Below are 22531 nucleotides of genomic sequence, written 5' to 3' on the forward strand. Positions count from 1 at the left end.
TGCCATTATATCGGCTCTCCCAGGAATTTGCAAGTACTTTTTTTCACTCCTTTCTCAGATAAATCAGGCAAATCTTTCGTGCCTCCCGATCCGCTTTACAGATCATCCTCAATCGCGGCCGACTTAGCGTACGCTGACGACCTTGCTTCAAAGAAATCTGTCTTGACCTGGTTGGCATCTGCGTAGGAAGATACCCATTTCATGTTCTCCGGTTCATCCTCACAATCGGGATACAGGATTCCCAGATCAAGGGAGGAATATCGGAGATTTCCAAGATACCGGATGTAGTCTTCGACCATCTGACCATTGAGACCCTCTATTTCGTCTCCGATGACATACTTTCCCCAGTCAATCTCCTGCTGAACACCCTCCCGGATCATGTCGGCGATCTGCTGGGCATGTGCTTTATTAAAAAGTTCCGGTTCCTCCTTCTCCAGTTCCAGGAGAATACTGCGAAACAGCCACAGATGTGTGTTTTCGTCCCGGTTGATGTAACGGATTTCCTGTACGCTTCCCGGCATACGGCCGTTTCTACCAAGATTGTAGAAGAACATGAATCCCGAATAAAAGTAAATGCCCTCCAGAATATAGTTGGCAACGAGCACCTGAAAAAAATGCTCCTTGTCCGGGTGTTCCACAAATCCATTATACAGGTTGCCGATGAATTCGTTACGCCGCAGCAGATGTCTGTCCGTCTTCCATTGATACAGAATCTCATTGCGCTCTGTCGGATTGCAGATCGTGTCCAGCATATAAGAATAACTCTGAGAATGGATGCATTCCTGAAATGTCTGGATGTTCAGGCAGAGGCTCACTTCATTGGCGGTCACATACTGGCTGATGATGGGCAGATTCGCAGACTGCAGAGAGTCCAGGTAGACCAGAAAGGACAGGATTTTATCGTAAGCAATGCGTTCTGCCTTTGGCAGGTTCGGATAATCTGACTTGTCCTGGTTCAGATTGATCTCCTCCGGGATCCAGAAATTGTTCATCGCCTGGCGGTACCAGTCTGAGACCCACTCATATTTCATATTGTTAAAGTCATTGATATTGGTTGTATTGAAATTGATCAGGCGCCGTCTCTGAACATCCGTGTCTCCCATCGGATTAAAGAGCGGCTTATGCCTCAGTACCCTGTCATCTGTCAAGGTTGCATCTCCTCCATAACATTCAGCCTGCTCAGGATGAGCAGGATTCACAGTCCTTCGGATTCAGGGACTTAGACCGCACATAGTAGACGGTCTTGACACCTTCCTCCCAGGCGAGAATATAAAGATGCAGCAGCTGGCTCATCTTATACTCATTCGTAATCCAGAAATTCACGGACTGTGCCTGGTCAATATGCCGTTGGCGGACGCCCGCCGCCCGAACGGACCATGTCTGATCGATCGTATGCGCTGCCTTGTAATACCAGTAGGTCTCCATCGAAAGTTCCGGTGCCACACGTGGCAGAATGGCTCCCTTCTTTTCCTCCAGATAAAATCGATTCATCACCGGATCAAGGCCGGCTGTCGTTCCGATCAGAATCGAAGTCGATGCTGTCGGCGCCGCAGCCAGAAGATAGCCGTTCCTGATTCCGCCTGCAGCTTCCTTTCTCAGTGCTTCCCACCGCTCAGAATGATAATTCCGCCTGTCAAAATATTCGCCAGTCTGCCATTCAGAGCCTGCAAATGCAGCATATGATCCCCGCTCTCTTGCTAGCGCCACGGACGCCTTGACAGCCGCGAAGTGAATGTCCTCGAAGACTTTATCCGCAAATTTCAGATGTTTTTCTGACTCCCAGGTAATTCTGTGCTTTGCAAGCATATGGTGGTAGCCGGACACGCCAAGGCCAACAGCCCTGTATCGCCGGCTCGTCAGAGCCGCCTCAGGAACCGGGTAGAAATTCAGGTCGATCACATTGTCGAGCGCCCGGACGACCGTCGCCGTGATTTCTTCGATCTCTTCGGGATCATCCACATGGATATTACCCAGGCACAGAGAAGCCAGATTGCAGACAACGAAATCACCCGGGACAGTCGTCGTCAGGATGACCTGTTCACCATCCTGGATTGTCACTGTCCGGGAAGCCTGACTTGCCGCAGACATATTCTGTGCAATTTCCGTGCAGAGATTCGAGCAGTAGATCATGCCCTTGTGCTTGTTCGGATTCATCCGGTTGACGGTATCTCTGTAAAATGCAAAAGGCGTTCCGGTCTCAACTGCTGATCGGAGAATCAGGCGGACCAGCTCCTTGAGCCGGACCACCCGTTTGGAGATGCCCGGATCATGTACACACTCGAAATACTTTCTCTCCCACTCCTCCCCGTAGCAGTCCTCCAGCGCATAACCCTTTGTCATCAGGATATCGTGGGGATCCATCAGGTACCAGTCCTGATCCAGATTCTGCTTTGCCATTCGCCAGAACAGATCCGGGTAACAGACAGCCGGAAAGACATCATGCGCCTTCATCCGGTCATCCCCGTTGTTGGTCCGCAGCTGTAGAAACTCCGGCAGATCCTTGTGCCAGGCATCCAGATAGACTGCAACCGCCCCCTGTCGGATGCCAAGCTGATCCACCGCGACAGCTGTGTCATTTACAACCTTGATCCATCGGATGACGCCGCCTGAGGCTCCCTCAAACCCGCGGATGGAGCCGCCGCGCGACCGCACCTTGCCAAAGTACATGCCCATGCCGCCTCCAAACTTGGAAACATCCGCAAACCGCGAGATTGAATTGTAGATTCCATCCAGGCTGTCCGGAACGGTGTCAATGAAACAGCTTGAGAGCTGGTGGTAGGGCTTTCGGGCATTGGCCATTGTCGGTGTCGCCATCGTCACCTGATGGAGACTCATCATATCGTAGAATTTTCTGACCCAGAGAATCCTGTCCTTCTTTTCATTCATGGCAAGATGAAGCGCAATCCCCGCGTACATCTCCTGCGGAGATTCAAGCCGAACCCCCTTGTGATCATGGACCAGATAGCGGGAAATCAGCAGATCAAGACCGGAATATGTAAACAGACGATTTCTGGATTCGTCCAAAAATGCTTCAACCGCCCTGATTTCTTCCTGCGAATAATGCTCGAGAATGTAGCTTCCATACAGCCCCTCCTTTGTCAGATAAGAAAGCTTGCTGTAAAAGTCCGAAAGCCCCAGTTTTTTCTCCGTCTCATCAAGCTGACACCTGAAGCTGTAAAACAGCAGACGCCCGGCAACGCTTTCCCACTGCGGTTCCTCCTTGGACGTCAGCTCGGCAGCCGCTCTCGTCAGAAGACTCAGCCCCTCTTCCGCCGTCATCTGCTGCCTGGACATTGCCTGGTACCTGTCTGCAAGACGTGACAGGTCCACCTGCGGGAAGTCTCTCTGCAAGTTCTGGATGAAAGCCGGAAGCTCTTTCCGTAGCTTCTCATCGCCATTGGAACAGAGTGCCTTCATGGCGGCGGCGATTCTGCCGGTCTCGTTAGGCGCATCTTTCCTGTTCGTTCTGATCATTGTGCTCATATATCCTCACACTACAAGATATTGTATCGAAAATCAGCTGCTGGACAGTATATCATGTGCCGGCGTACAGCTCAAGCGGAATCTTCCTGCCAGGCTATGAGTCAGGTCCTAAAGTCCTTCCAAAAACGAAAGGGGCTTCCTGCTGCGCAGGAAGCCCCTTCGTACTACTCAAATTGTATGGATGTTCTGATTCAGATTTTTCCAAGTTTTCTGAGAATCTTCTCCGGTGTCATCGGCCAGCTGTCCATCCAGACGCCGCAGGCGTCATGGATTGCAATCCCGATGGCCGGTGCCGCACCGTTGCAGGCGATCTCTGAGATGGACTTCGCGCCGAACGGCCCGTATTCATCATTCACATCGATCAGCACTGCCTTGAAATCATCCGGCTGCTCCCAGACCATCGGCACACCGTAATCCGTCATATTGGCATTCAGACAGACACCATCCTTGTCAAGGATCATCCCCTCATAGAGCGTATGGCCGATCGACTTGAGCGCTGCGCCGTACATCTGGCAGAGCGCCAGTTCCGGATTGATCGGTGTTCCGGCATCCTGAAGCGCATAGAACTTCCGAACCCTGATCTCTCCGGTACGGATATTGACAGCCACCTCCGCAAAGTGAGCGCCGTACGGCACGGAGGATGCCGTTGTCACGTATGAGCCATGCGCAACAACCATCCCTCTGCCGCTTCCGCTGCAGGCTGTATGGGAGAGCTCCCCATAGCTGAGCACGGCTCCGGTCTTCCTCGAGAACACCTCGCCCGGCATCCGGAGATCAAGGTCGGTCTCCTCCTCCCCGAGCTGAAGTGCTGCTTCTCTCAGCACCCCCTCCCTCAGCTTCTTTGCCGCATCCAGTGCCGCATTTCCGCTGAAGAACGTACCGGAGGACGCATAGGATCCGGTGTCAAATGCTGCTGCGTCCGTGTCCCCTGACAGAACGGTCACATGCTCCATCGGCATGCACATGACCTCGCTGACAATCTTGGCGCAGACAGTATCCAGCCCTGTCCCGATATCGGCGCACCCGCTGTTAAGAATCACCGTCCCGTCTGTCTCCATCTTGGCGATCGCCTCGGCATGGTCCAGCCCCGGCAGACCGCTGCCCTGCATGATCATGGCAAAGCCTTTTCCAATCCTGACATCCGGATCGTCAGACTGCTCCCTGACACCCCAGCGGATCATATCGCAGCCTTTGAGAATTGCCTCCCTGAGGCCGCAGGAACCGACCGGCACAACATTCCCCTCGCGGCCCTCTCCAAGTCCCTTCAGAATATCCAGCCGGTACCCTGTCTCGACATGATTCTTCAGGACCATCTCCTTGTAATCGCAGCCAAGCTTGTCTGCCAGTTCTGCCATCGCCATCATCAGCGCATAGTTGCCCTTCGGTGTTCCATAGCCCTGATAGGCACCGGCAGGCGGTGTGTTGGTGTAGTAGACCTTCAGGTCATATGCCATGTTCGGACACTTGAACAGCGGTAGCGTCTTCGAGCAGCTGTTCATCGGGACGGTCAGACAATGGTTGCCGTAAGGCCCGGTGTTGGCGCGCACTTCCATGAAAATACCGGTGATCCGCCCGTCCTTCATGCCGGCCATCTTCACGCGCATCCGCATCGGATGACGGGTCGAGCAGGCAATGAATTCCTCCTCCCTGGTATTTCTGTAGTAAACCGGCCGCCCGGTCACATAGGCTGCGTACGCGGTCAGATCCTCGACCAGAATATCCTGCTTCGAGCCGTAGCCGCCGCCGACTCTGGTCTTGACGACATGAATCCGGTTCTCCGGCAGACCTGTGACCCATCCCACAATCCTTCGCACATGATACGGCACCTGTGTGGACGCATAGACGGTCAGACGGCCGCCCTCCATCCTTGCGAAGCAGACATGCGGTTCCAGCGGCGTATGCTGAATCTGGCTGGTCTGGTAGGTGCGCTCCACAACAGCATCCGCCTCTGCGAACGCTTTCTCCACATCCCCGATGCCGCCCTTGTTGGACGCTGCGATGTTGTGATGAATATCTGCACCGAGCGGGAACTGATAGACCACCTTGCCTTCCCGTGGATCCTTGGATGCCTGCTCGTTGTAAGCCTCCAGATCCGCCGGTGCGCCGGCACGATATTCCACCGGACCATTGTGTACGGCCGGCGCGCCTTCCGCCATGGCTTCCTCAACGGTCAGCACCGGCCTCAGCACTTCATACTCAACATGAATCAGCTTCTTTGCCTGCTCAGCGGCTTCTCTCGTCTCCGCAACAATCCCAGCGACCCGGTCGCCAACATGGCGGACCTTCCAGTTAAACAGTCTCCTGTCATGAGGAGACGGCTCCGGGTTGCCCTGCCCTGCCTGCATATAGTAGATGTCCGGACAATTGGCCGCCGTGATAATCTTCACAACGCCCGGGACCTTTTCCGCCTCGGCTGTGTCAATCGATTTGATATAGGCACTGGCATAAGGAGACCGCAGGACAACCAGAACACAGGCATCATTCGAAACATAGTCCTCGACGAACGCCCGCTGACCGCTGACAAGCGCAGGACCGTCCACCTTGCCGTCCGGCGTCCCGATCTCTCTGAGCTGCTCGCGGAATACCGGCGCTGTCTTGGTCTTATAGTGGCCAAACTTCCTTCTCTCCCGTACCAGCTGAACTGCAAGGAAGTAATGCTCGTAAGACGCATCCCGGATAAAGATCCCGGAAAGTGCATCCTTGATCTCTTCCTTTGTCGGATCCGGGTTGTTTTCCAGCAGCCATGTCAGGAGCAGGGCTGCCGCCGGCGCATTGTAGGCACTCTGCACAACCCCTGCATCAATCATCGCCTGCTGTACATCCGACAGATGACCGGCGTCACCCAGCCCGTCCGGTGTCAGAATGTCGCAGCCATCAGCCTCCCCCGCAAGATACAGATTCGAATAGACAGGTGTCCCGTCAACCAGAACCGTATCACTCCCGCAGAACCCCTCGGAGTCGTCCGAGTCGCGGACGCAGACATGCCCTGCAGAAACCAGCAGCTCCCGCAGGCTCATCATCGGATCTACATCAAAGGTTCTCGGTACATGGTTAATCACACAGGATATCTTCATGTTTCCGTCTCCCCCTTTCTACCATCCGTCCTTTGCCCGGATGAAATTCTCTCTTTCAGAGATCGGTACAGGTTCTCAAGGGTTACCCCAAGCAGATACCGCTTGTAAGCCGTGCTCCCGTACAGATCATCCGGAATGTCCAGCCCCGTCCAGCTTTTTGCAAAGCGCGCAAATGTCTCTGCATTCTCATCCTCTCCAAGGCTGTCAGAGAATTCCTTCGGGAAGAATACCCCAGCATTCTTTACAGAGACGCCCACTCTGAAACGACCGTCCACATATCCCATCGATGCCGTCAGATAAGAGTGGCTCTCTGCTGTGTTTGCATACCGCTTCGAGACAACGCAGATATCTGTTCTGACGATAATCGCCGTGATCAGGTCTTTCTGGTATTCCTCCCGGTTCTGCAGATAGCGCCGGATGCAGACAGCCTCCCGTACAGGCTGGTCACCTCTGACCTGTGAAGCCTCCTCCAGATCCTGTCTGTTCTTGTCAGGACATCCGGACCGATCCTGTGCAGATTCATCGGAACCCGGCTTTGCCCTGCGCAAGAGCTCCAGCTTCGCATGCGCGGCGATCAGCGTTGCCGCCAGATAAGAGTCATCCCGCATGAGCGCCACATTGCCGCCGATGGTTGCCATGTCCCGCTTTGTTCTGGACGCCATATACCTCAGAGCTTCCTTCAGATACGCCGGCACCAGGTCCGATCCCAAAGCCTCCTGGAATGTTGTCATGCTCCCGATGCGGACAGCCTCTGGTGTCTCTCCAGAGACTCCCTTCAGCTCCGGGATGTTTTTCAGCATGATCAGCCGGTCTGCGCTTCGCTCTGTTCCGGAGCGCAGAAGCTCTGTGCCACCGGCCAGATATGCGGATGAGGCATCCCTCATGATGACCGCCTCAGAAGCTGAAGCAGCTGCGCACAGTTCTCTGCTCATGTTCATTTCCTCCTCTCAAGGATTAAAGTTCTGAAGCCATCATAACACAAGATGAGTCGGACTTGAAGAGGACTTGTTTAACCAATATTTCTGTGCATGGCTTCCGTCATTTTCAGCCGTGGAAATATCCGGAAAACAGTAGTAGAATCTTTGATGTTTGAAATTCATAGAAACGGAGTTCAGCTATGTTAACCCACACCATGAAAAGAACCTGGCACCTGCTGGTGCTGTTCAGTTTTCTGTTTCTACTATCCTTCCCATTGCATGCAAATGCGATGAGCGTCCCCCGAATCTGTGTCGTTGATACCCGGCGCAGCGGCGACGCAGCCTCCCTTATGTCGTCCATCAGGAAAAACGGCGGAAACCCAGTGCTTGTCACCACGAAAAAGAAGATTCGCGCAGCCTCCTATGACGGGCTTGCGCTTCCTGGCGGCGGTGATGTCAATCCTGCTTTGTACCATGAAAAAAAAAGAGGATCGAGAAATATCTCTTCTGCCCGCGATCGCCTTCAGCTTTATGCCATCGGCCAGTTTGTCCGAGCACAAAAACCCATTCTGGGTGTCTGCCGGGGGCTTCAGATTCTCAACGTCTACTTCGGAGGTTCTCTGTATCAGGATATCGGAAGAAGCCACCGAATGAAACAGATGAAGGTCTCGGTGACCCCTGCCAGCGCGCTTTACCATACGCTCGGTCCCACTGCTACACTGCTCCATGCGCATCATCAGGCGATCAAGCGGCTTGGCAATGGTTTGATCGCCACACAGTTCTCAACTGACAAAAAAAGATGTATTGAAGCCATCCAGCACGAAACCCTTCCGATCTATGCCTTTCAGTATCATCCGGAGCACGGCAGCAAAAAGGGTGCCGGAAAAAAGATCATCCGATGGTTTATCGCTCAGTGCCGATAACCGAAAAATCAGCCATCCGTGGAGGTATCAGCGAATATGAAAAAACTTGCAATTATCGGAGCTTCCTATCTTCAGGAGCCTCTGATTGAAAAAGCCAGCGCGCTTGGCTGCCAGACCCATGTATTTGCATGGAAGACCGGTGACATCGGCGAAAGAACAGCTGATTTCTTTTATCCGCTTTCAATTGTCGAAAAAGACAAGATTCTGGAAAAATGCAGAGAGATCGGGATCGACGGCATCTGTACGATTGCATCTGACCTTGCGGTCGTTACAGTAAACTATGTTGCTGAAAAAATGGGGCTGCCAGGTAACTCCATGGAATCAACGGAGCTTTCCACAAACAAACATCTGATGCGGAAAGCCTTCGAAACGAATGGGGATCCTTCTCCCAGAAGTATCCTCGTCTCTTCCATATCCGACCTGGAGGGCATAAAGCTCTGCTATCCAGTCATCGTCAAGCCAACCGACCGTTCCGGAAGCCGTGGAATCACGGAGCTCTTTTCAGCGCAGGGACTGGAAAGCGCAATCGAAGAGGCAAAAGCGGAGAGTTTTGAAAAAAAGGCGCTGGTCGAGGAGTTTGTGACAGGGCAGGAGTACAGCGTCGAATTTCTGTCCTTCCGAGGAAACCATCACTTTCTTGCGATGACCCAGAAGTACACGACAGGCGCGCCGCACTTCATCGAAACCGGACATCTGGAACCGGCTTTTGTGGACCCGGAGACAGAAAAACGGGTGATTCAAATTGTCACGCACGCACTGAATTCTCTGAAGATTCAGAATGGCGCCTCCCACAGTGAACTGAAAATCAATGCGGACGGTGTGATCCGGCTGATTGAGATCGGCGGAAGGATGGGCGGAGATTTCATCGGAAGTTCGCTTGTCAATATCTCAACAGGGATCGACTTTATAGAACAGGTGATCCGGATTGCGCTGGGAGAAGAACCGAAGCTTGTGTCTTCCAGAAAGAAGGAAGCCGCCGCGGTCCGCTTCATCTTCACCCAGAAGGATGTAGAGGTATTCGAACAGCTTAGAAAAGAGCACCCGGAGTATGTCGTGGCATATGAGATTCATCCTGTGACATCAGAGGCTGTGACAGACAGTGCCTCCCGGTTTGGCTATTTCCTGTTCAAGGCCGAAGACAGGGAAGCACTCCTTCCCTATCTCCCGAAGCCCGATGTCCAGTGAGCTTCTTCACCTTGCTTTTTCAGTCTGAAGTCCGCCCTTTCTGGCCGTCTGTCTGCAAGGTCTGACGTTCCCTCTTTTCTGCGCCGCCTGTGTTCAGCTCATCCCTGACGACATAGAGCGGCGAATGATTTTCTGTCATAATGATCTTTCCGATATAGCTTCCGATAATCCCGAGCATCAGGAACAGGAAGCCGCCCGTAATCAGGATCACGACCATCAGAGATGGCCATCCGATCTGAAGATCCTGGTTCATCAGCTTCTGAACCAGAATAACAATCGCCCAGATAAAACCTGTCATCGAAAACAGAGCGCCGAGCCAGGTCGCCAGGTGAAGCGGAATGACAGAAAAGCTCATGAACGTCATGAACAGCTTCATTTCTTTTCTGAAGGTGTAGTTGGAGCTTCCGACCTCCCGCGCGTAGTGGTCGACCTCCACATCCGCCATTCGTCTGGTTGTCCTGGCAAACAGAAGCTGGATGAAGGCGTCCGTTCCCCGGTACTTTCTCACTTCATCGATGACATATCTTCTGGCTGCCCAGAAAGCGCTCATCTCGACCCCCTTGGGGCGGTCTGTCAGGCGGAACAGCAGCCACTGGCTGATCTTTCCGGTCAGATTCTTGAACCATCCAAACTGCCTTTTCCTGTACTTCCCGAAGACGACATCACAGCCATCCCCTTCCAGGAGCTTGTCGAGCAGCTGATGGATCTGTGCCGGATGGCTCTGCAGGTCATCATCAATCCCACAGACCACATCCCCTGTCACATACTGGAACGCACACATCAGTGCGCCATGCTGGCCGAAGTTCTTTGCAAGGTTGATACCCTTGACATTCGGGTACTTCTCACAGATCCCCTGTATGGCATTGAACGTCCCGTCCCTCGAAAAATCATTGACGAGAACCATCTCAAGCTCCCAGCCGTCTTTATTGTTGAACTCCTGCATACACAGATCCACAAGCTTTCCAATTGTATGCTCGGAGTTATAGCATGGGACAACGATCGATAGCTTCATAATTATCCTTACTCCCTATACTCAAGATGAATCTGGCCCAGCACTTCTCTTTCCAGCTTTCTGCAGGCTTCGACACTTTCCCCTCTCACAATCAGCTGGCCGATCCTGTCCCTTCCGTTTGTGACCTTCTGCACATGGCTTCCCTCTGAGATGTTAAAGGAAAGATCCACGACACCATCCGGCAGCTTGCCGTGTGCCGGCGCATCGATACGGCTCACAACTCCCTCCCTGTCCGCAAACAGCAGCCGGCTCAGATTCGGTGTATACTGCTTTGAAGGAGTCTGGAACATCTCAGAGACATCGATCCCCATCGCAGCCTTGACGATCGCCTCATAATAATCAATTCCGTAATAGATGCCGACTGTGTCCGTGATGCAGGTGGCACCGGCCCGTGCTGTGGCCTCGATCACATAGACCTCCCCATCCTTATACATGCAGTCCAGATCCATCGCGCAGTTGTCGAAATGAAGTGCTTCTGCAACTGCTCTCACGAGATCCTCTATCTTTCCTCGGATCGCTTCCCCCTGTGCCCAGGGGACATAGTGCCCGATCGGGAACGGCGGATTGCCATCCAGAAGATCATTGCCAAGCGGCAGAACATAAGCCAGCTTTCCGTTCGACATCATGGCCTCCACGCCGAACATCGTTCCCTCCAGGAACTCCTCGAGAATGCAGAAATTCTCCTTCGTCGCCGCCATCGCATATTCATATGCTAAAGTTGCTTCTGCTTCGTTGTCCGCCCTCCGGATTCCGCGGCTCCCCATCTGGTCTGCTGCCTTCAGGATAACCGGATACTGCATGACCGTGAGTGCCTTTTTCAATTCTTCCTGAGAATGTACAAAGCAAAAAGATGCCGTCGGAACACCGTGCTCCCGGTATGCCTGCTTCTCAACTGCCTTGTTCCTGGCTGCTCTTGCGGCAAATATTCCCGGACCGGAAAGATGCAGACGCTCATTCACAACCCCCATCGCCTCAACGCCGAGATCCATGCAGCAGGTTGTCACGCCGTCGATCTGTTTTTCCTCCGCCGCTTTCAGCACTTCCTCCGGATTTGTGATATCTGCGTATACCACGTCGTCCGCATAACCAAATCCCCGGTAAGGACCTTTGATCGAGACTGCCGTCACATGCAGGCCAAGCCTTCTGGCTGCCTTCATCAGCGGAATCTGTGAGTAACTGGCTCCCAGTACCATCAGTTTTTTCTGGCTCTTCATCATAATCCGAGTCGCTCCAATCATTCTGTCTGTATTCTTGCATGCCTGTGAAACAGTATAATACCAGCGGCGCCCCTCCGCAACAAAAGCGCCAGGCATGCCGCCTGGCGCTTGTATATAAAAAACTGTATGGACTGTTTATTTTGCGCCGCCCAGATAAGCACTCTTCACGGCCGGGTCGTTCGCGAGGTCAGAAGCCTTTCCTTCCATCGTGATGTTTCCGGTTTCAAGAACATATCCTCTGTCGGCAATGTTCAGTGCCATCTTGGCGTTCTGCTCCACCAGAAGAACCGTAACGCCCTGATCCTTGTTGATCGTCTCAATAATCCGGAAGATCTCCTTTACCAGAAGCGGTGACAGTCCCATGGAAGGCTCATCGAGCAGCAGCATCTTCGGCTTTCCCATCAAGGCGCGGGCGATTGCCAGCATCTGCTGCTCGCCGCCTGACAGAGTCCCCGCCGGCTGATGCTTCCGCTCTTTCAGCCTTGGGAACAAGCCGTAGACCATGTCAAAGTCCTTTGCGATGGCATCCTTTCCATCTTTTCTTGTATACGCCCCCATCTCCAGGTTCTCAGACACGCTCAGCCCGGAGAAGACACGCCGCCCCTCCGGACACTGTGCAAGTCCCAGGGACACGATCTTATGCGGCTCCATCTTCGATATGGTTTTTCCATCGTAGACAATCTTCCCGGTCTCCGACCGCAGAAGCCCGGAGATCGTATGCATCGTCGTCGTCTTGCCGGCTCCATTTGCCCCGATCATCGTGACGATCTCGCCCTCATCCACATGGAAGGAGACATCCTTGATGGCGTGGATGGACCCGTAGTATACGTTGATATCTTCTACCTTCAGCAGTTCACCCATCAGTCTTCGTCATCTCCTCCCAGATAAGCCGCGATCACTTCCGGATCATTGGATACCGTCTGCGGATCGCCGTGGGCAATCGTCTTGCCATACTCCAGTACCGTGATCTCCTCGCAGATTCCCATGACAAACTTCATATCATGCTCAATCAGAAGAATGGCGATACCGAAGTCGTCACGGACCTTCCGGACCGTCTCCATCAGTTCCTGTGTCTCGTTCGGGTTCATGCCGGCGGCCGGCTCATCAAGAAGCAGCAGCTTCGGATCCGATGCGAGGGCACGGCAGATCTCAAGCTTTCTCTGCTGTCCGTAAGGCAGCTGGGACGCCGCATAGTCCGCCTTGTCTCCGATCCCGAAGACGTCCAGAAGCTTGCGCGCCTTCTGATTCATCTCCGCTTCCCTGTCCCTGTACTTCTTCGTACGCAGCACACCGTCGAGCATACTGTATGTGACCCGGTTGTGCATACCGACCTTGACATTGTCCAGAACAGACATGGCATTGAACAGCCTGATATTCTGGAAGGTTCTCGCAATGCCGGCCTTCGAGATGTATTCCGGTCCCCTTCCGGTTATATTGACACCGTCAAAGGTGATGATCCCTTCGGTCGGCGTATACATGCCGGTCAGCATATTGAAGGCGGTTGTCTTTCCAGCACCGTTCGGACCGATCAGTCCGTACAGATGACCGCTTTCTATGCTCATGTTCAGTCCCTGGACAGCCTGAAGGCCGCCGAAGGAGATACCGAGATTCTTTACTTCAAGCAATGCCATCCCCGATCACCCCTTCTTCTTTCCGGCATCTTCCGTCCCTGAGCCTGCTTTCCCGGAGCGGAGCTTCAGCGCCAGTCTCTGCCTCCACATCACAAAGGCAGGTGCACGGTTGAAGAGCATCATGACAATCAGCACAATCGAATAAATGAACATCCTGTACTGGCTGAAGCCTCTCAGAAGCTCCGGCAGTACCGTCAGCACAACTGCCGCAATGATGGCTCCGGGAATGCTTCCCATCCCGCCGAGGACAACCATGACCAGGATGTTGATGGAAAGGTTGTAGTCGAACTTCTTCGCGACAAGAGACGCAAAATTCAGCGCGTAGAGAACACCGGCAAACCCTGCAATCACTGCGGAGGAGACAAACGCCATCAGCTTGTACTTTGTCAGATTGATTCCGATTGACCTTGCCGCGATGTCATCGTCGCGGATCGCGGTGATCGCCCGGCCGGCTCTCGAGTTCATCAGATTCAGGACAAAAAGAAGCGTCAGCGCAATCAGAAGAATCCCGACCGAGAAAACGGAGAACTTCCTGATCCCCGTAATACCCATCGCACCTTTCATCAGCACCTTTCCGGTCGGCTCCATGTTCAGAGAAAACTGATCCTTCAGCGAAAAATGAAGCCCGGCGCTGTCTGACCCGATATAAAGAGAATTCAGGACGTTCTTCAGAATCTCGCCGAATGCCAGCGTCACGATGGCCAGATAGTCTCCTGAAAGCCTCAGAACAGGCACACCGACGATCACGCCGAATATTCCGGCTGCAAGTCCGCCGATCAGGAAAGCCAGCACGATCGCCACCCCTTCCGGCATTCCCGCCCCGACTGTATTGTAGAAGAACACGCCTGCAAATGCCCCTGCACTCATGAATGCGGCATGCCCCAGGGACAGCTCCCCGAGGAAGCCGACCACCAGGTTCAGAGAAATTGCCATCATGATATACGCGCAGACCGGAATCAGCAGTCCGGCTGCCTTCGATGAAAGATTGCCTGAAAGCCTTACAACCTCAATTGCACCCCAGAATACCCCGATCAGAATGAACGATGTGAGATATGTTCTGGCTGACTTGCTCATTTTTTTCTGTTTCGCCATATGCTCACCTCACACTTTCACAGTTGCTTTCTTCCCGAGAAGTCCGGAAGGCTTGACAAGAAGGACAACGATCAGAACCAGGAACACAATTGCATCGGACAGCTGCGTCGAAATATAAGCCTTGGAAAGATTCTCGATGATACCGAGAAGGATTCCGCCGACAAACGCTCCCGGGATCGATCCGATTCCCCCGAATACAGCTGCGACAAACGCCTTGATGCCAGGCATTGCGCCGGTTGTCGGAACAAGCGTCGGATACGAGGAGAGAAGAAGCGCTCCCGCAATGGCTGCAAGTCCGGACCCGATTGCAAAGGTCAGGGAGATGATGGCGTTGACATTGATTCCCATCAGCTGGGCCGCTCCTCTGTCCTCGGAAACCGCCTGCATCGCGTGACCCGGGCGGGTATTGTTGACAAACCAGATCAGAACAAACATGATCACAAGGGATGTCACAATTGTCACGATGGTTTCCGCCGAGATCTGCAGGCTGCCGCCGAACAGATTCAGGGCCGGAAGACTGACGATGGAAGTGAAGGACTTCGGCTCAGACGACCACAGAAGCATCGCTCCATTCTCCAGGAAGTAGCTCACGCCGATGGCCGTGATCAGCACAGCCAGAGATGCCGCTCCTCTCAGCGGCCTGTAGGCAATCCGCTCAATCGTAATGCCCAGAAGGGTACAGACGACGATCGCAAGAATCATAGAAAGCCAGGGATTCATACCACCCTGGCAAAACGTGAAGAACACAACATATCCACCGACCATGATGATATCGCCATGGGCAAAATTCAGCATCTTGGCGATGCCGTACACCATCGTGTACCCCAGGGCGATCAGCGCGTACACGCTTCCCAGTGATATGCCTCTGACCAGATAAGATAAAAACTGCATCTCAATCCTCCTGCGGCTCAATTGTCATTCATCAGGCAGGAAGAAGGGGGCTGCATACCACCAGCCCCCTTCCCTGGAAAGCCAATCGATTACTCTGACTCTGTCTCAGCTTCGGTGGAAGCGCTGACGCTCTCACCGTCGATCGGCTGATATTCACCATTCTCGATGATCATGCCCTTCGGCTCTTTGCTGACAGCGCCGGAAGCATCCCAGGTCATCCCGGTACCGGTCAGGCCGTCATAGGTGAAGCTCGGATCCGTGATCGTTGCCTTCAGTGCATCGCAGACATCGGAAGCGCTCATATCAGCTGTGATACCTGCCTTCTCCCCAGCCTTTGCAAGAACCTTGATGACATCATAGGCATCTGCTGCGAACTGGTTCGGCGTATCGCCCTTTGCAACTTCCTTGTACTTTGCGACGAAGTCCTGTGTCGCCTTGTCCGCGGATGTTGCGACGAACGGGGTCAGCAACATGACGCCCTCAGCAAGGGAAGTATCGAAGCCCTCGACACCGAGGATTCCGTCCAGGCCGTCGCATCCGAAGAACTTCGGCTTGTAGCCCATGTCGTTTGCAGCCTTCAGAATCTGGCTGGCCGGTGTGTAGTAAATCGGAAGGAAGACAAGATCTGCACCGGCATCCTTGCAGGCCTGAACCTGAGTGGTCAGGTCGGTGGAGTTATCATCCGTGAAGGCCTCATTCGCGACAATCTGAAGGCCGACCTTGGATGCCTCAGCCTGGAAGTTCGTGTTGATTCCGCTTGAGTACGCATCGGAAGAATTGTAGATGACACCGATCTTTGTTCCGAGCTTCTTGCTGGAGATATAGTCTGCGGAAGCAGTTCCCTGGTTCGGGTCCGTGAAGCAAATCTGGAAGATATTGTCACCTGTATCGATGACATCCTGTGAAGAAGCGGACGGTGTCATCATGAACATGTTGTCATTGACCGCTTCTGCGCCGACTGCCAGGCACGGGTTCGTGGTGACGGTTCCTGCCAGAATCTGCATGCCCCAGTCCTTCAGGCTGTTGTAGGCATTGACAGAGGTCTCGGCATCATGTGTGTCATCCTCGAACTTCCAGTCAAACTGGACAGCCCCTCCTGCCTTGTTCACCTCATCCACGGCGATCTGCTCACCATACATGGCAGCCGTTCCGTAGATGGCAGCCGGTCCGGTCGTAGGCCCGATTCCGCCGACCTTTATCTTATCAGCAGCAGATGCGCTGACTGCGAAGGACGCAGCCAGTACGCCAGACATCGCAACACATAAAAATTTTTTCATAATCGTGTCCTCCTTTATGAATTGAGCGTATTGTATCACCGCTGTCGCACTGCTTTCAAGGGTACAATGTGCTGTTTTTGAAAAATATTTCGATTTCTTTTAGGTAAGAATGCACAACAATAATTTGTATCTTTAAATTATTGTTCCAATTATTTTTCGTGTTCCTATTTTTTAGGGAAATAATTGCACGTTCGCATCACAAATCGGCCCTCACCCGCCAACCCGGGAAGCAGATGAAATTCGATATTTTTACCAGATTATCGAAAAATTGTCTGAAGGTCATGGAACACCAGCAGGAGAGCCAGTCCCATCAGTACCATGAATCCGGCATAATTGACTGCCTGCTCGAACCTTCTGTCAGGCTTCCGCCTGGTCACCGCTTCCGCCACCAGAAACAGAAGTCTCCCGCCGTCCAGCGCCGGGAGCGGCAGCAGATTCATGACACCGAGGTTCGCCGACAGCAGGATCGCAATCTGGAGGACATTCAGCCACACGTACAGCATCCCGTCCTCCCGCGATTCCTCCACCGTGTCACTGATTGTCTTGACAATCCGGACCGGTCCGGAGACGTCGTCAGCGGAAACCTGGCCTCTCAGCAGCATGCCAAGGCTGTCGAAGGTGATCCGAATCCAGTATCCTGTCTCCAGGAAGCTGTAGCGGACCGTCGTCAGAATCCCGCCATGAAGCCGGTACTGGGAGGAGGTAGAGATGCCAAGCAAATGCCGCCCGTCAGCGCTCTCCTCCGGAACGATCTGAGCCGACCTTTCTTCTCCCTCATGTGTCCAGCAGACGGTAACCGGCTGCCCGGATGAAAACGACGTGCTGTGCAGCATGGTATAGACCGAAATGTCTCTCTGGAGGGAGATCGCGGACCGTCCGATCTTTGTGATCCAGTCGCCCGCCTCGATGCCAGCCTGCGCAGCCGGCGATCCGGACTCGACCTCAAGAACAACCGGCGGATCATATCCTGCCTGCCCGATCAGAAAAAGCGAAAAGAGAAACGCCAGAAGGAAATTGAAGACCGGACCTGCCGCCACAATCAGCATCCGCTGCCAGACCCGTCTGCTCTCAAACGAGCCGCCGCTGCCGCCTCCTGCCTCTCTTCCGCCCGCTTCTCCCTCCATTTCGTCTTCCTTCTCGTCTTCCTTCCCATCCTCCTCTGAAAACTCCCCCTGCATCTCACAGCTCCCGCCAAACGGAAGTGCTTTCAGAGAATACCTTGTCCCGGACCTATGTGATACATGCGAAAGAAGGCGGGGACCCATCCCGAGCGAAAACTCGATGACACGAACCCTGCAGAGTCTTGCCAGGAGAAAATGTCCGAATTCGTGAAACAGGATCAGGACACTGAATACAATGATCGCAATGAGGATATTCATCCGGCTCTCTCAATCCCTCCTCAGTCCTTGTCCCATTCAGCTTTGATATGCTCGATCACACTCTTCTGCACATCCAGGATCTCCTGTACCGTCGGATTCGGAATCACCTGATGCATGCTGCAGCATTCCTCGATGATTTCATAAATCTGAAGGAAGGAAATCCTTCTATCCAGGAACCGTGCGACAGCCGCCTCATTGGCCGCATTGAAAACTGCCGGCATCGAGCCGCCCTTCTTCATCGCGTCATATGCAAGCGGAAGCCCTCTGAAGGTTTCCATGTCCGGACGGGCAAAGCTGATGCTCCCGATTTGAAACAGCTCCAGACGCTCTGTCTCCATCGGCCGCCTGTCCGGATAAAACATCGCATACTGTATCGGAAGGCGCATGTCCGGCATCCCCATCTGCGCGATTACCGCTCCGTCCGCAAACTGAACGGCTGAATGGACGATGCTCTGCCTCTGGATCACCACCTCGACCTGATCTGCCGTGACGGAGAACAGCCAGCCTGCCTCCATGACCTCGAGTCCTTTGTTTACCAGCGTGGCAGAGTCAATCGTGATCTTCCTTCCCATATTCCAGTTCGGATTCTTCAAGGCATCCGAAACGGTAACCCTTTCGAGCGCTTCCCGGCTGTATCCGTAGAACGGCCCTCCCGAGCAGGTCAGAAGAATCTTCTCGATCCGCCCGGGATTTTCGCCGTTCAGACACTGAAAGATGGCGGAATGTTCCGAATCGACCGGATAAAGATGCACATGGTACTGCCGAATCAGAGGCATGATCAGATGACCGGCACAGACCAGTGTCTCCTTGTTTGCGAGGGCAATGTCCTTTCCCTCCCGGATTGCCGCGATGGTCGGGATTATTCCGATCATGCCGACGATCGCACCAAACACAAGGTCTGCTTCCTGAACCGTCGCGGCCTCAATCAGACCTTCCATCCCGGAGACAATCCGGACGGATGTATCCGCAACTTTCTGTCTCAGCTCGCGCGCGTCCGCCTCGTCCCAGACCGCTGCGATACGCGGCTCAAACTCCCGGATCTGTTCCTCCAGTTTCCGGATGTTCCTTCCCGCTGCCAGCGCCGCCACCTTCACATCCTTCTGATGTCTGACCACATCCAGCGTCTGTGTTCCGATGGAGCCCGTACTCCCAAGTATCGATATCGTTTTCATCTCTCTTCCTCCAAAAACCGGATCCTCCGCGGATACCCCTGTCCTGCTCGATTCGGCGGCTCCGACATGATCTCGCGCTCCGCACTCGATGATGAACGGTCACCCTTACAAAAACAGCCCGGAAGAGTCTTCCGGGCTGTCAGTCTTCCACCTTCTGCTCTGGAATCTCAGATTCCCGGATCAGAACCGCAGGACGCTGCAGAGAAAATAAATGATCGGTGCCGTAATGATCACAGAGTCAAAGCGATCCAGAATTCCGCCGTGTCCCGGAATCAGATGACCGTAATCTTTGATCTCCATGTTGCGCTTGATCGCCGAAGCCGCCAGATCACCAACCATGGAAATCAGCGCGCCGATGGCGCACACCACTATATACACAAGAACGACATTGATATCCGCGCTAACCTTCCCTCTGATGCAGGCCCCATAGATTCCGCCGAAAAGCGCCGCACCGATGACACCTCCGACTGCGCCCTCGACCGATTTCTTCGGACTGAGCACCGGTGCCATCTTATGTCTGCCAAACAGCCGGCCAACGCAGTAAGCCGACGTATCGCATCCCCAGGAGCACAGCAGGATCAGCCATACATGCCATCTTCCATCCGGAAGCTCCCTCGTCTGATAGATGAAGCTCAGGCAGACAGCCACATACACGATGCCGAAGAACGCAGCCATCACCTGATCTGCATGATACTTCGGATAGGTAAATACATATACAAAGAGCAGAATGATCAATCCCGCTGCCAGAAAGGAAACGTAAAAATGGTCAAAGCGTTCACCATACACATGTCCGAGCCATACTGCCACATACCAGAGCACCGCCCCGGCATAGGCTGCGGTGGTCAGGCTGTTCGTCCCCTTCTCTCTGATCTTTACCGTGCGGAATAATTCAAACATCCCGATCAGCGAGATAGCAAGCATCGTCAGGAGAAGCAGAGGTCCTCCCACATGATTCACCAGAAGCGCAATCGCAACCAGCACAATTCCGCTTATGAGCCGTGTCACAAACATCTTTCTTCTCCTTTTCAGCCTCTATGAAGCCTTGCTTCCTGCGGGCTGTCCTCTTCTCCTGCGTTGAGGCCTCCAAAACGGCGGGTTCTCTGCTGATAAACCTCCACTGCCTTCTCTAGATCCTTTCTGGAAAAGTCCGGCCAGGGCACATCGGTAAAGTAAAGCTCGGCATAGGCCAGCTGCCACAGCAGATAGTTGCTAAGCCGCTGTTCCCCCGCTGTCCGGATCAGAAGATCCGGATCCGGAATATCGGCCGTATCGAGCATCGCCGAAAACGAATCCTCCGTAATCTCGTCCAGAGAGCAGATGGAACCGTCCCTGTATGCCTGCGCCGTACGTCGCACAGCCCGCACGATCTCATCCCTGCTGCCATAGTTGAGCGCCAGCTGGAAATTCAGTCCCGTGTTGTTTTTGGATGACTCGACCAGTTCCCTCAGACTTGCCTGAAGCTGTGCGTCAAGCGCCGTCGGATCCCCGATCACCCGGCATCTCATGTTGTTTTCCCTTGCCTGCCGGATACAGGTCCGTGTGTAGCTGTGAAACAGCTTCATCAGAGACGTGACCTCCTCAGGATTCCGCCTCCAGTTCTCCGTTGAAAACAGGTAGACGGTCAGATACTGAATTCCCATGTCATCTGCCGCGCGACAGATGGTCTCGACATTCGCCGCTCCGCGGACATGTCCGTAATTCCTTGGCATTCTTCTGGACTTTGCCCAGCGTCCGTTTCCATCGAGGATGATTGCTACATGACGCGGTACATCCATGCTGATTCCTCCCTGCATCCGATGTCAGGGCCATTCTCCAACAGTCCCGGCATCCATTCAGCCGCCTGAACGGTGACCTTTTCCTGACAGCTCTTCCAGTCCGCAGTCAGTCCGTGCGGTCCTGCGCGATCAGGCTGCGCGATCAGGCTGTGCGATTCTGCCTGGTCAGACGGTCATGACTTCCTTCGTCTTTGCCTCGATCGCCTTGTCGATCTCCTTGATCTTCTTGTCCGTCTCTTTCTGAAGATCATCCTGCAGATCCGCCAGCTCATCCTCCGAGATCTCATCCTTCAGCTTCTTGAAAGCCTTGTCGGCATCCCTGCGGATGTTCCGGATGGCAACCTTCGCCGCCTCGCCCTTTTTCTTGACCTCCTTGGAAAGCTCTTTTCTTCTCTCCTCTGTAAGCTCCGGGAAGATCAGGCGGATCACCTTTCCATCCGTCGTCGGGTTGATTCCGATATCGGACATGTTGATGGCCTTGATGATGGCCTTTACCATAGACGGCTCCCAGGGTGCGATCTGAAGAATCCGTGCCTCCGGCACCGTAATATTTCCCACCTGAGAAACCGGAACCTCAGAGCCGTAGTACTCGACACGGACACGGCTCAGAACGGCCGGATTCGCGCGTCCGGCACGCACGGTCTTGAAATCCTCCTCCATTGACTCATAGGTCTTTCTCATCTTCTCTGCGAAAGGCTGTATTCTGCTGTCCATACCTGTTTCCTCCTTCATGCGGCGCCTCCTGAGGCGCTCATAGCTCGTTGTATTTCCCTCTTTTGTCCCGGCGCCGTTTTTTCAGACTGTGACATAGGTTCCGTCAGACTGCCCTCTGGCCGCCTTCAGGATACTTTCCTCCTCATTCAGCCCGAACACCAGCATCGGCATATGATTCTCTCTTGCCAGAATCGAGGCCGTCATATCCACGACACCCAGGTCCTTTCTGATCACCTCATCGATTGAAATTTCCCGATATTTTCTGGCCTCCGGATTCTCCTTCGGATCGGAGTCATAAACGCCGTCAACCGACTTCGCCAGGAGGATCATGTCCGCCTCGATCTCGATCGCGCGCAGCAGCGTCCCCGTATCTGTCGAGAAGTACGGATGTCCGATTCCGCCTGCAAAGAAGACAATCTCTCCCTTTTCCAGCGCCGACACGGCTGCATCCTTCGAAAACAGCTCCGTGAATGCACCGACCTGGAAGGGTGTCATCACATGCGTCTGAAGCCCCTCAGACCGGAAAATTTCCGATACGTAAAGACAGTTCATGACCGTTGCCAGCATGCCGATCTCATCCGCCTTCGTCCGATCCATATGTTCGCTGGATCTTCCTCTCCAGAAGTTTCCACCGCCGGTCACGATTCCGATCTGTATGCCCTCGTCATGCAGCGTTTTCACCTGCCTGGCAATGCCTGCGACCGTCTCCTCGTCAAACCCTGTTTTTCTGCTGCCTGCGAGTGCCTCCCCGCTCAGCTTTAAAAGTACCCGTTTCATGTTCTTGCCTCC

General features: G+C 53.8%; 19 protein-coding genes. 2 read left to right on the top strand and 17 right to left on the bottom strand.

Annotated elements, in window-relative coordinates; all coding sequences use genetic code 11:
- Positions 1-95: 95 nt before the first annotated feature.
- From ACTQ1N_RS06935 to ACTQ1N_RS06950, 4 genes are all read right to left on the bottom strand, one after another.
- A complete protein-coding gene (locus ACTQ1N_RS06935) occupies positions 96-1148 on the bottom strand; it encodes a ribonucleotide-diphosphate reductase subunit beta (protein ID WP_441955929.1) in 1053 nt (350 codons plus the stop codon).
- A 31-nt stretch (positions 1149-1179) separates the two neighbouring features.
- Positions 1180-3417 carry a ribonucleoside-diphosphate reductase subunit alpha gene (locus ACTQ1N_RS06940; RefSeq protein WP_441956019.1) on the bottom strand — a complete coding sequence of 746 codons (2238 nt, stop codon included), beginning with the start codon at positions 3415-3417 and terminating at the stop codon, positions 1180-1182.
- Between the two features lie 257 nt (positions 3418-3674).
- The gene (locus ACTQ1N_RS06945) at positions 3675-6557 is read right to left on the bottom strand and encodes a molybdopterin-dependent oxidoreductase Mo/Fe-S-binding subunit (protein ID WP_441955931.1); all 2883 of its coding nucleotides are present in this window, start codon (positions 6555-6557) and stop codon (positions 3675-3677) included.
- Positions 6554-7489 (bottom strand): FAD binding domain-containing protein, encoded by a 936-nt coding sequence (locus ACTQ1N_RS06950; protein ID WP_441955933.1) that lies wholly within the window; start codon positions 7487-7489, stop codon positions 6554-6556. Before ACTQ1N_RS06950 ends, ACTQ1N_RS06945 begins: the two co-directional genes overlap by 4 nt.
- 185 nt (positions 7490-7674) lie before the next feature.
- Here ACTQ1N_RS06950 and ACTQ1N_RS06955 point away from each other — a divergent pair, with 185 nt between their 5' ends.
- Positions 7675-8397 (top strand): gamma-glutamyl-gamma-aminobutyrate hydrolase family protein, encoded by a 723-nt coding sequence (locus ACTQ1N_RS06955; RefSeq protein ID WP_441955935.1) that lies wholly within the window; start codon positions 7675-7677, stop codon positions 8395-8397.
- 36 nt (positions 8398-8433) lie between these two features.
- Positions 8434-9582, top strand: a complete 1149-nt coding sequence (locus tag ACTQ1N_RS06960; protein ID WP_441955937.1) for an ATP-grasp domain-containing protein — start codon at positions 8434-8436, stop codon at positions 9580-9582.
- A gap of 19 nt (positions 9583-9601) precedes the next feature.
- Here ACTQ1N_RS06960 and ACTQ1N_RS06965 read toward each other — a convergent pair whose 3' ends face one another.
- The 13 genes from ACTQ1N_RS06965 to pyrH all read right to left on the bottom strand — a co-directional run bounded on the left by ACTQ1N_RS06965 (position 9602) and on the right by pyrH (position 22519).
- Positions 9602-10594: a glycosyltransferase family 2 protein gene (locus ACTQ1N_RS06965; protein ID WP_441955939.1), complete on the bottom strand. Its 993-nt coding sequence runs from the start codon at positions 10592-10594 to the stop codon at positions 9602-9604.
- A gap of 8 nt (positions 10595-10602) precedes the next feature.
- On the bottom strand, positions 10603-11811 hold the full coding sequence (locus ACTQ1N_RS06970; protein ID WP_441955941.1) for an ATP-grasp domain-containing protein: 1209 nt from the start codon (positions 11809-11811) through the stop codon (positions 10603-10605).
- Positions 11812-11946: 135 nt separating this feature from the next.
- Complete coding sequence (locus ACTQ1N_RS06975; RefSeq protein ID WP_441955943.1) at positions 11947-12672, bottom strand: ABC transporter ATP-binding protein; 726 nt, start codon at positions 12670-12672, stop codon at positions 11947-11949.
- The gene (locus tag ACTQ1N_RS06980) at positions 12672-13442 is read right to left on the bottom strand and encodes an ABC transporter ATP-binding protein (RefSeq protein ID WP_441955945.1); all 771 of its coding nucleotides are present in this window, start codon (positions 13440-13442) and stop codon (positions 12672-12674) included. Before ACTQ1N_RS06980 ends, ACTQ1N_RS06975 begins: the two co-directional genes overlap by 1 nt.
- A 6-nt stretch (positions 13443-13448) precedes the next feature.
- Positions 13449-14534 (bottom strand): branched-chain amino acid ABC transporter permease, encoded by a 1086-nt coding sequence (locus ACTQ1N_RS06985; RefSeq protein ID WP_441955947.1) that lies wholly within the window; start codon positions 14532-14534, stop codon positions 13449-13451.
- Positions 14535-14543: 9 nt separating this feature from the next.
- On the bottom strand, positions 14544-15425 hold the full coding sequence (locus ACTQ1N_RS06990) for a branched-chain amino acid ABC transporter permease (RefSeq protein WP_154526451.1): 882 nt from the start codon (positions 15423-15425) through the stop codon (positions 14544-14546).
- An 89-nt stretch (positions 15426-15514) separates the two neighbouring features.
- A complete protein-coding gene (locus tag ACTQ1N_RS06995) occupies positions 15515-16702 on the bottom strand; it encodes an ABC transporter substrate-binding protein (RefSeq protein WP_441955950.1) in 1188 nt (395 codons plus the stop codon).
- A 257-nt stretch (positions 16703-16959) separates the two neighbouring features.
- On the bottom strand, positions 16960-18081 hold the full coding sequence (locus ACTQ1N_RS07000; RefSeq protein WP_441955952.1) for a M50 family metallopeptidase: 1122 nt from the start codon (positions 18079-18081) through the stop codon (positions 16960-16962).
- Between the two features lie 20 nt (positions 18082-18101).
- Positions 18102-19253: a 1-deoxy-D-xylulose-5-phosphate reductoisomerase gene (locus tag ACTQ1N_RS07005; RefSeq protein WP_441955954.1), complete on the bottom strand. Its 1152-nt coding sequence runs from the start codon at positions 19251-19253 to the stop codon at positions 18102-18104.
- 180 nt (positions 19254-19433) lie between these two features.
- Entirely contained in the window at positions 19434-20264 is an 831-nt protein-coding gene (locus ACTQ1N_RS07010; protein WP_441955956.1) for a phosphatidate cytidylyltransferase, read from the bottom strand.
- A 14-nt stretch (positions 20265-20278) separates the two neighbouring features.
- Positions 20279-21028, bottom strand: a complete 750-nt coding sequence (uppS, locus tag ACTQ1N_RS07015; protein WP_441955958.1) for a polyprenyl diphosphate synthase — start codon at positions 21026-21028, stop codon at positions 20279-20281.
- Positions 21029-21193: 165 nt separating this feature from the next.
- Complete coding sequence (gene frr / locus ACTQ1N_RS07020; protein ID WP_154526441.1) at positions 21194-21742, bottom strand: ribosome recycling factor; 549 nt, start codon at positions 21740-21742, stop codon at positions 21194-21196.
- An 81-nt stretch (positions 21743-21823) separates the two neighbouring features.
- Positions 21824-22519, bottom strand: a complete 696-nt coding sequence (gene pyrH, locus ACTQ1N_RS07025; RefSeq protein ID WP_441955960.1) for a UMP kinase — start codon at positions 22517-22519, stop codon at positions 21824-21826.
- Between the last annotated feature and the right edge of the window lie 12 nt (positions 22520-22531).

It is taken from the genome of Porcincola sp. LCP21S3_C12 (assembly GCF_052118625.1).
In the GTDB taxonomy this organism is placed as follows: Bacteria; Bacillota; Clostridia; order Lachnospirales; family Lachnospiraceae; genus Porcincola.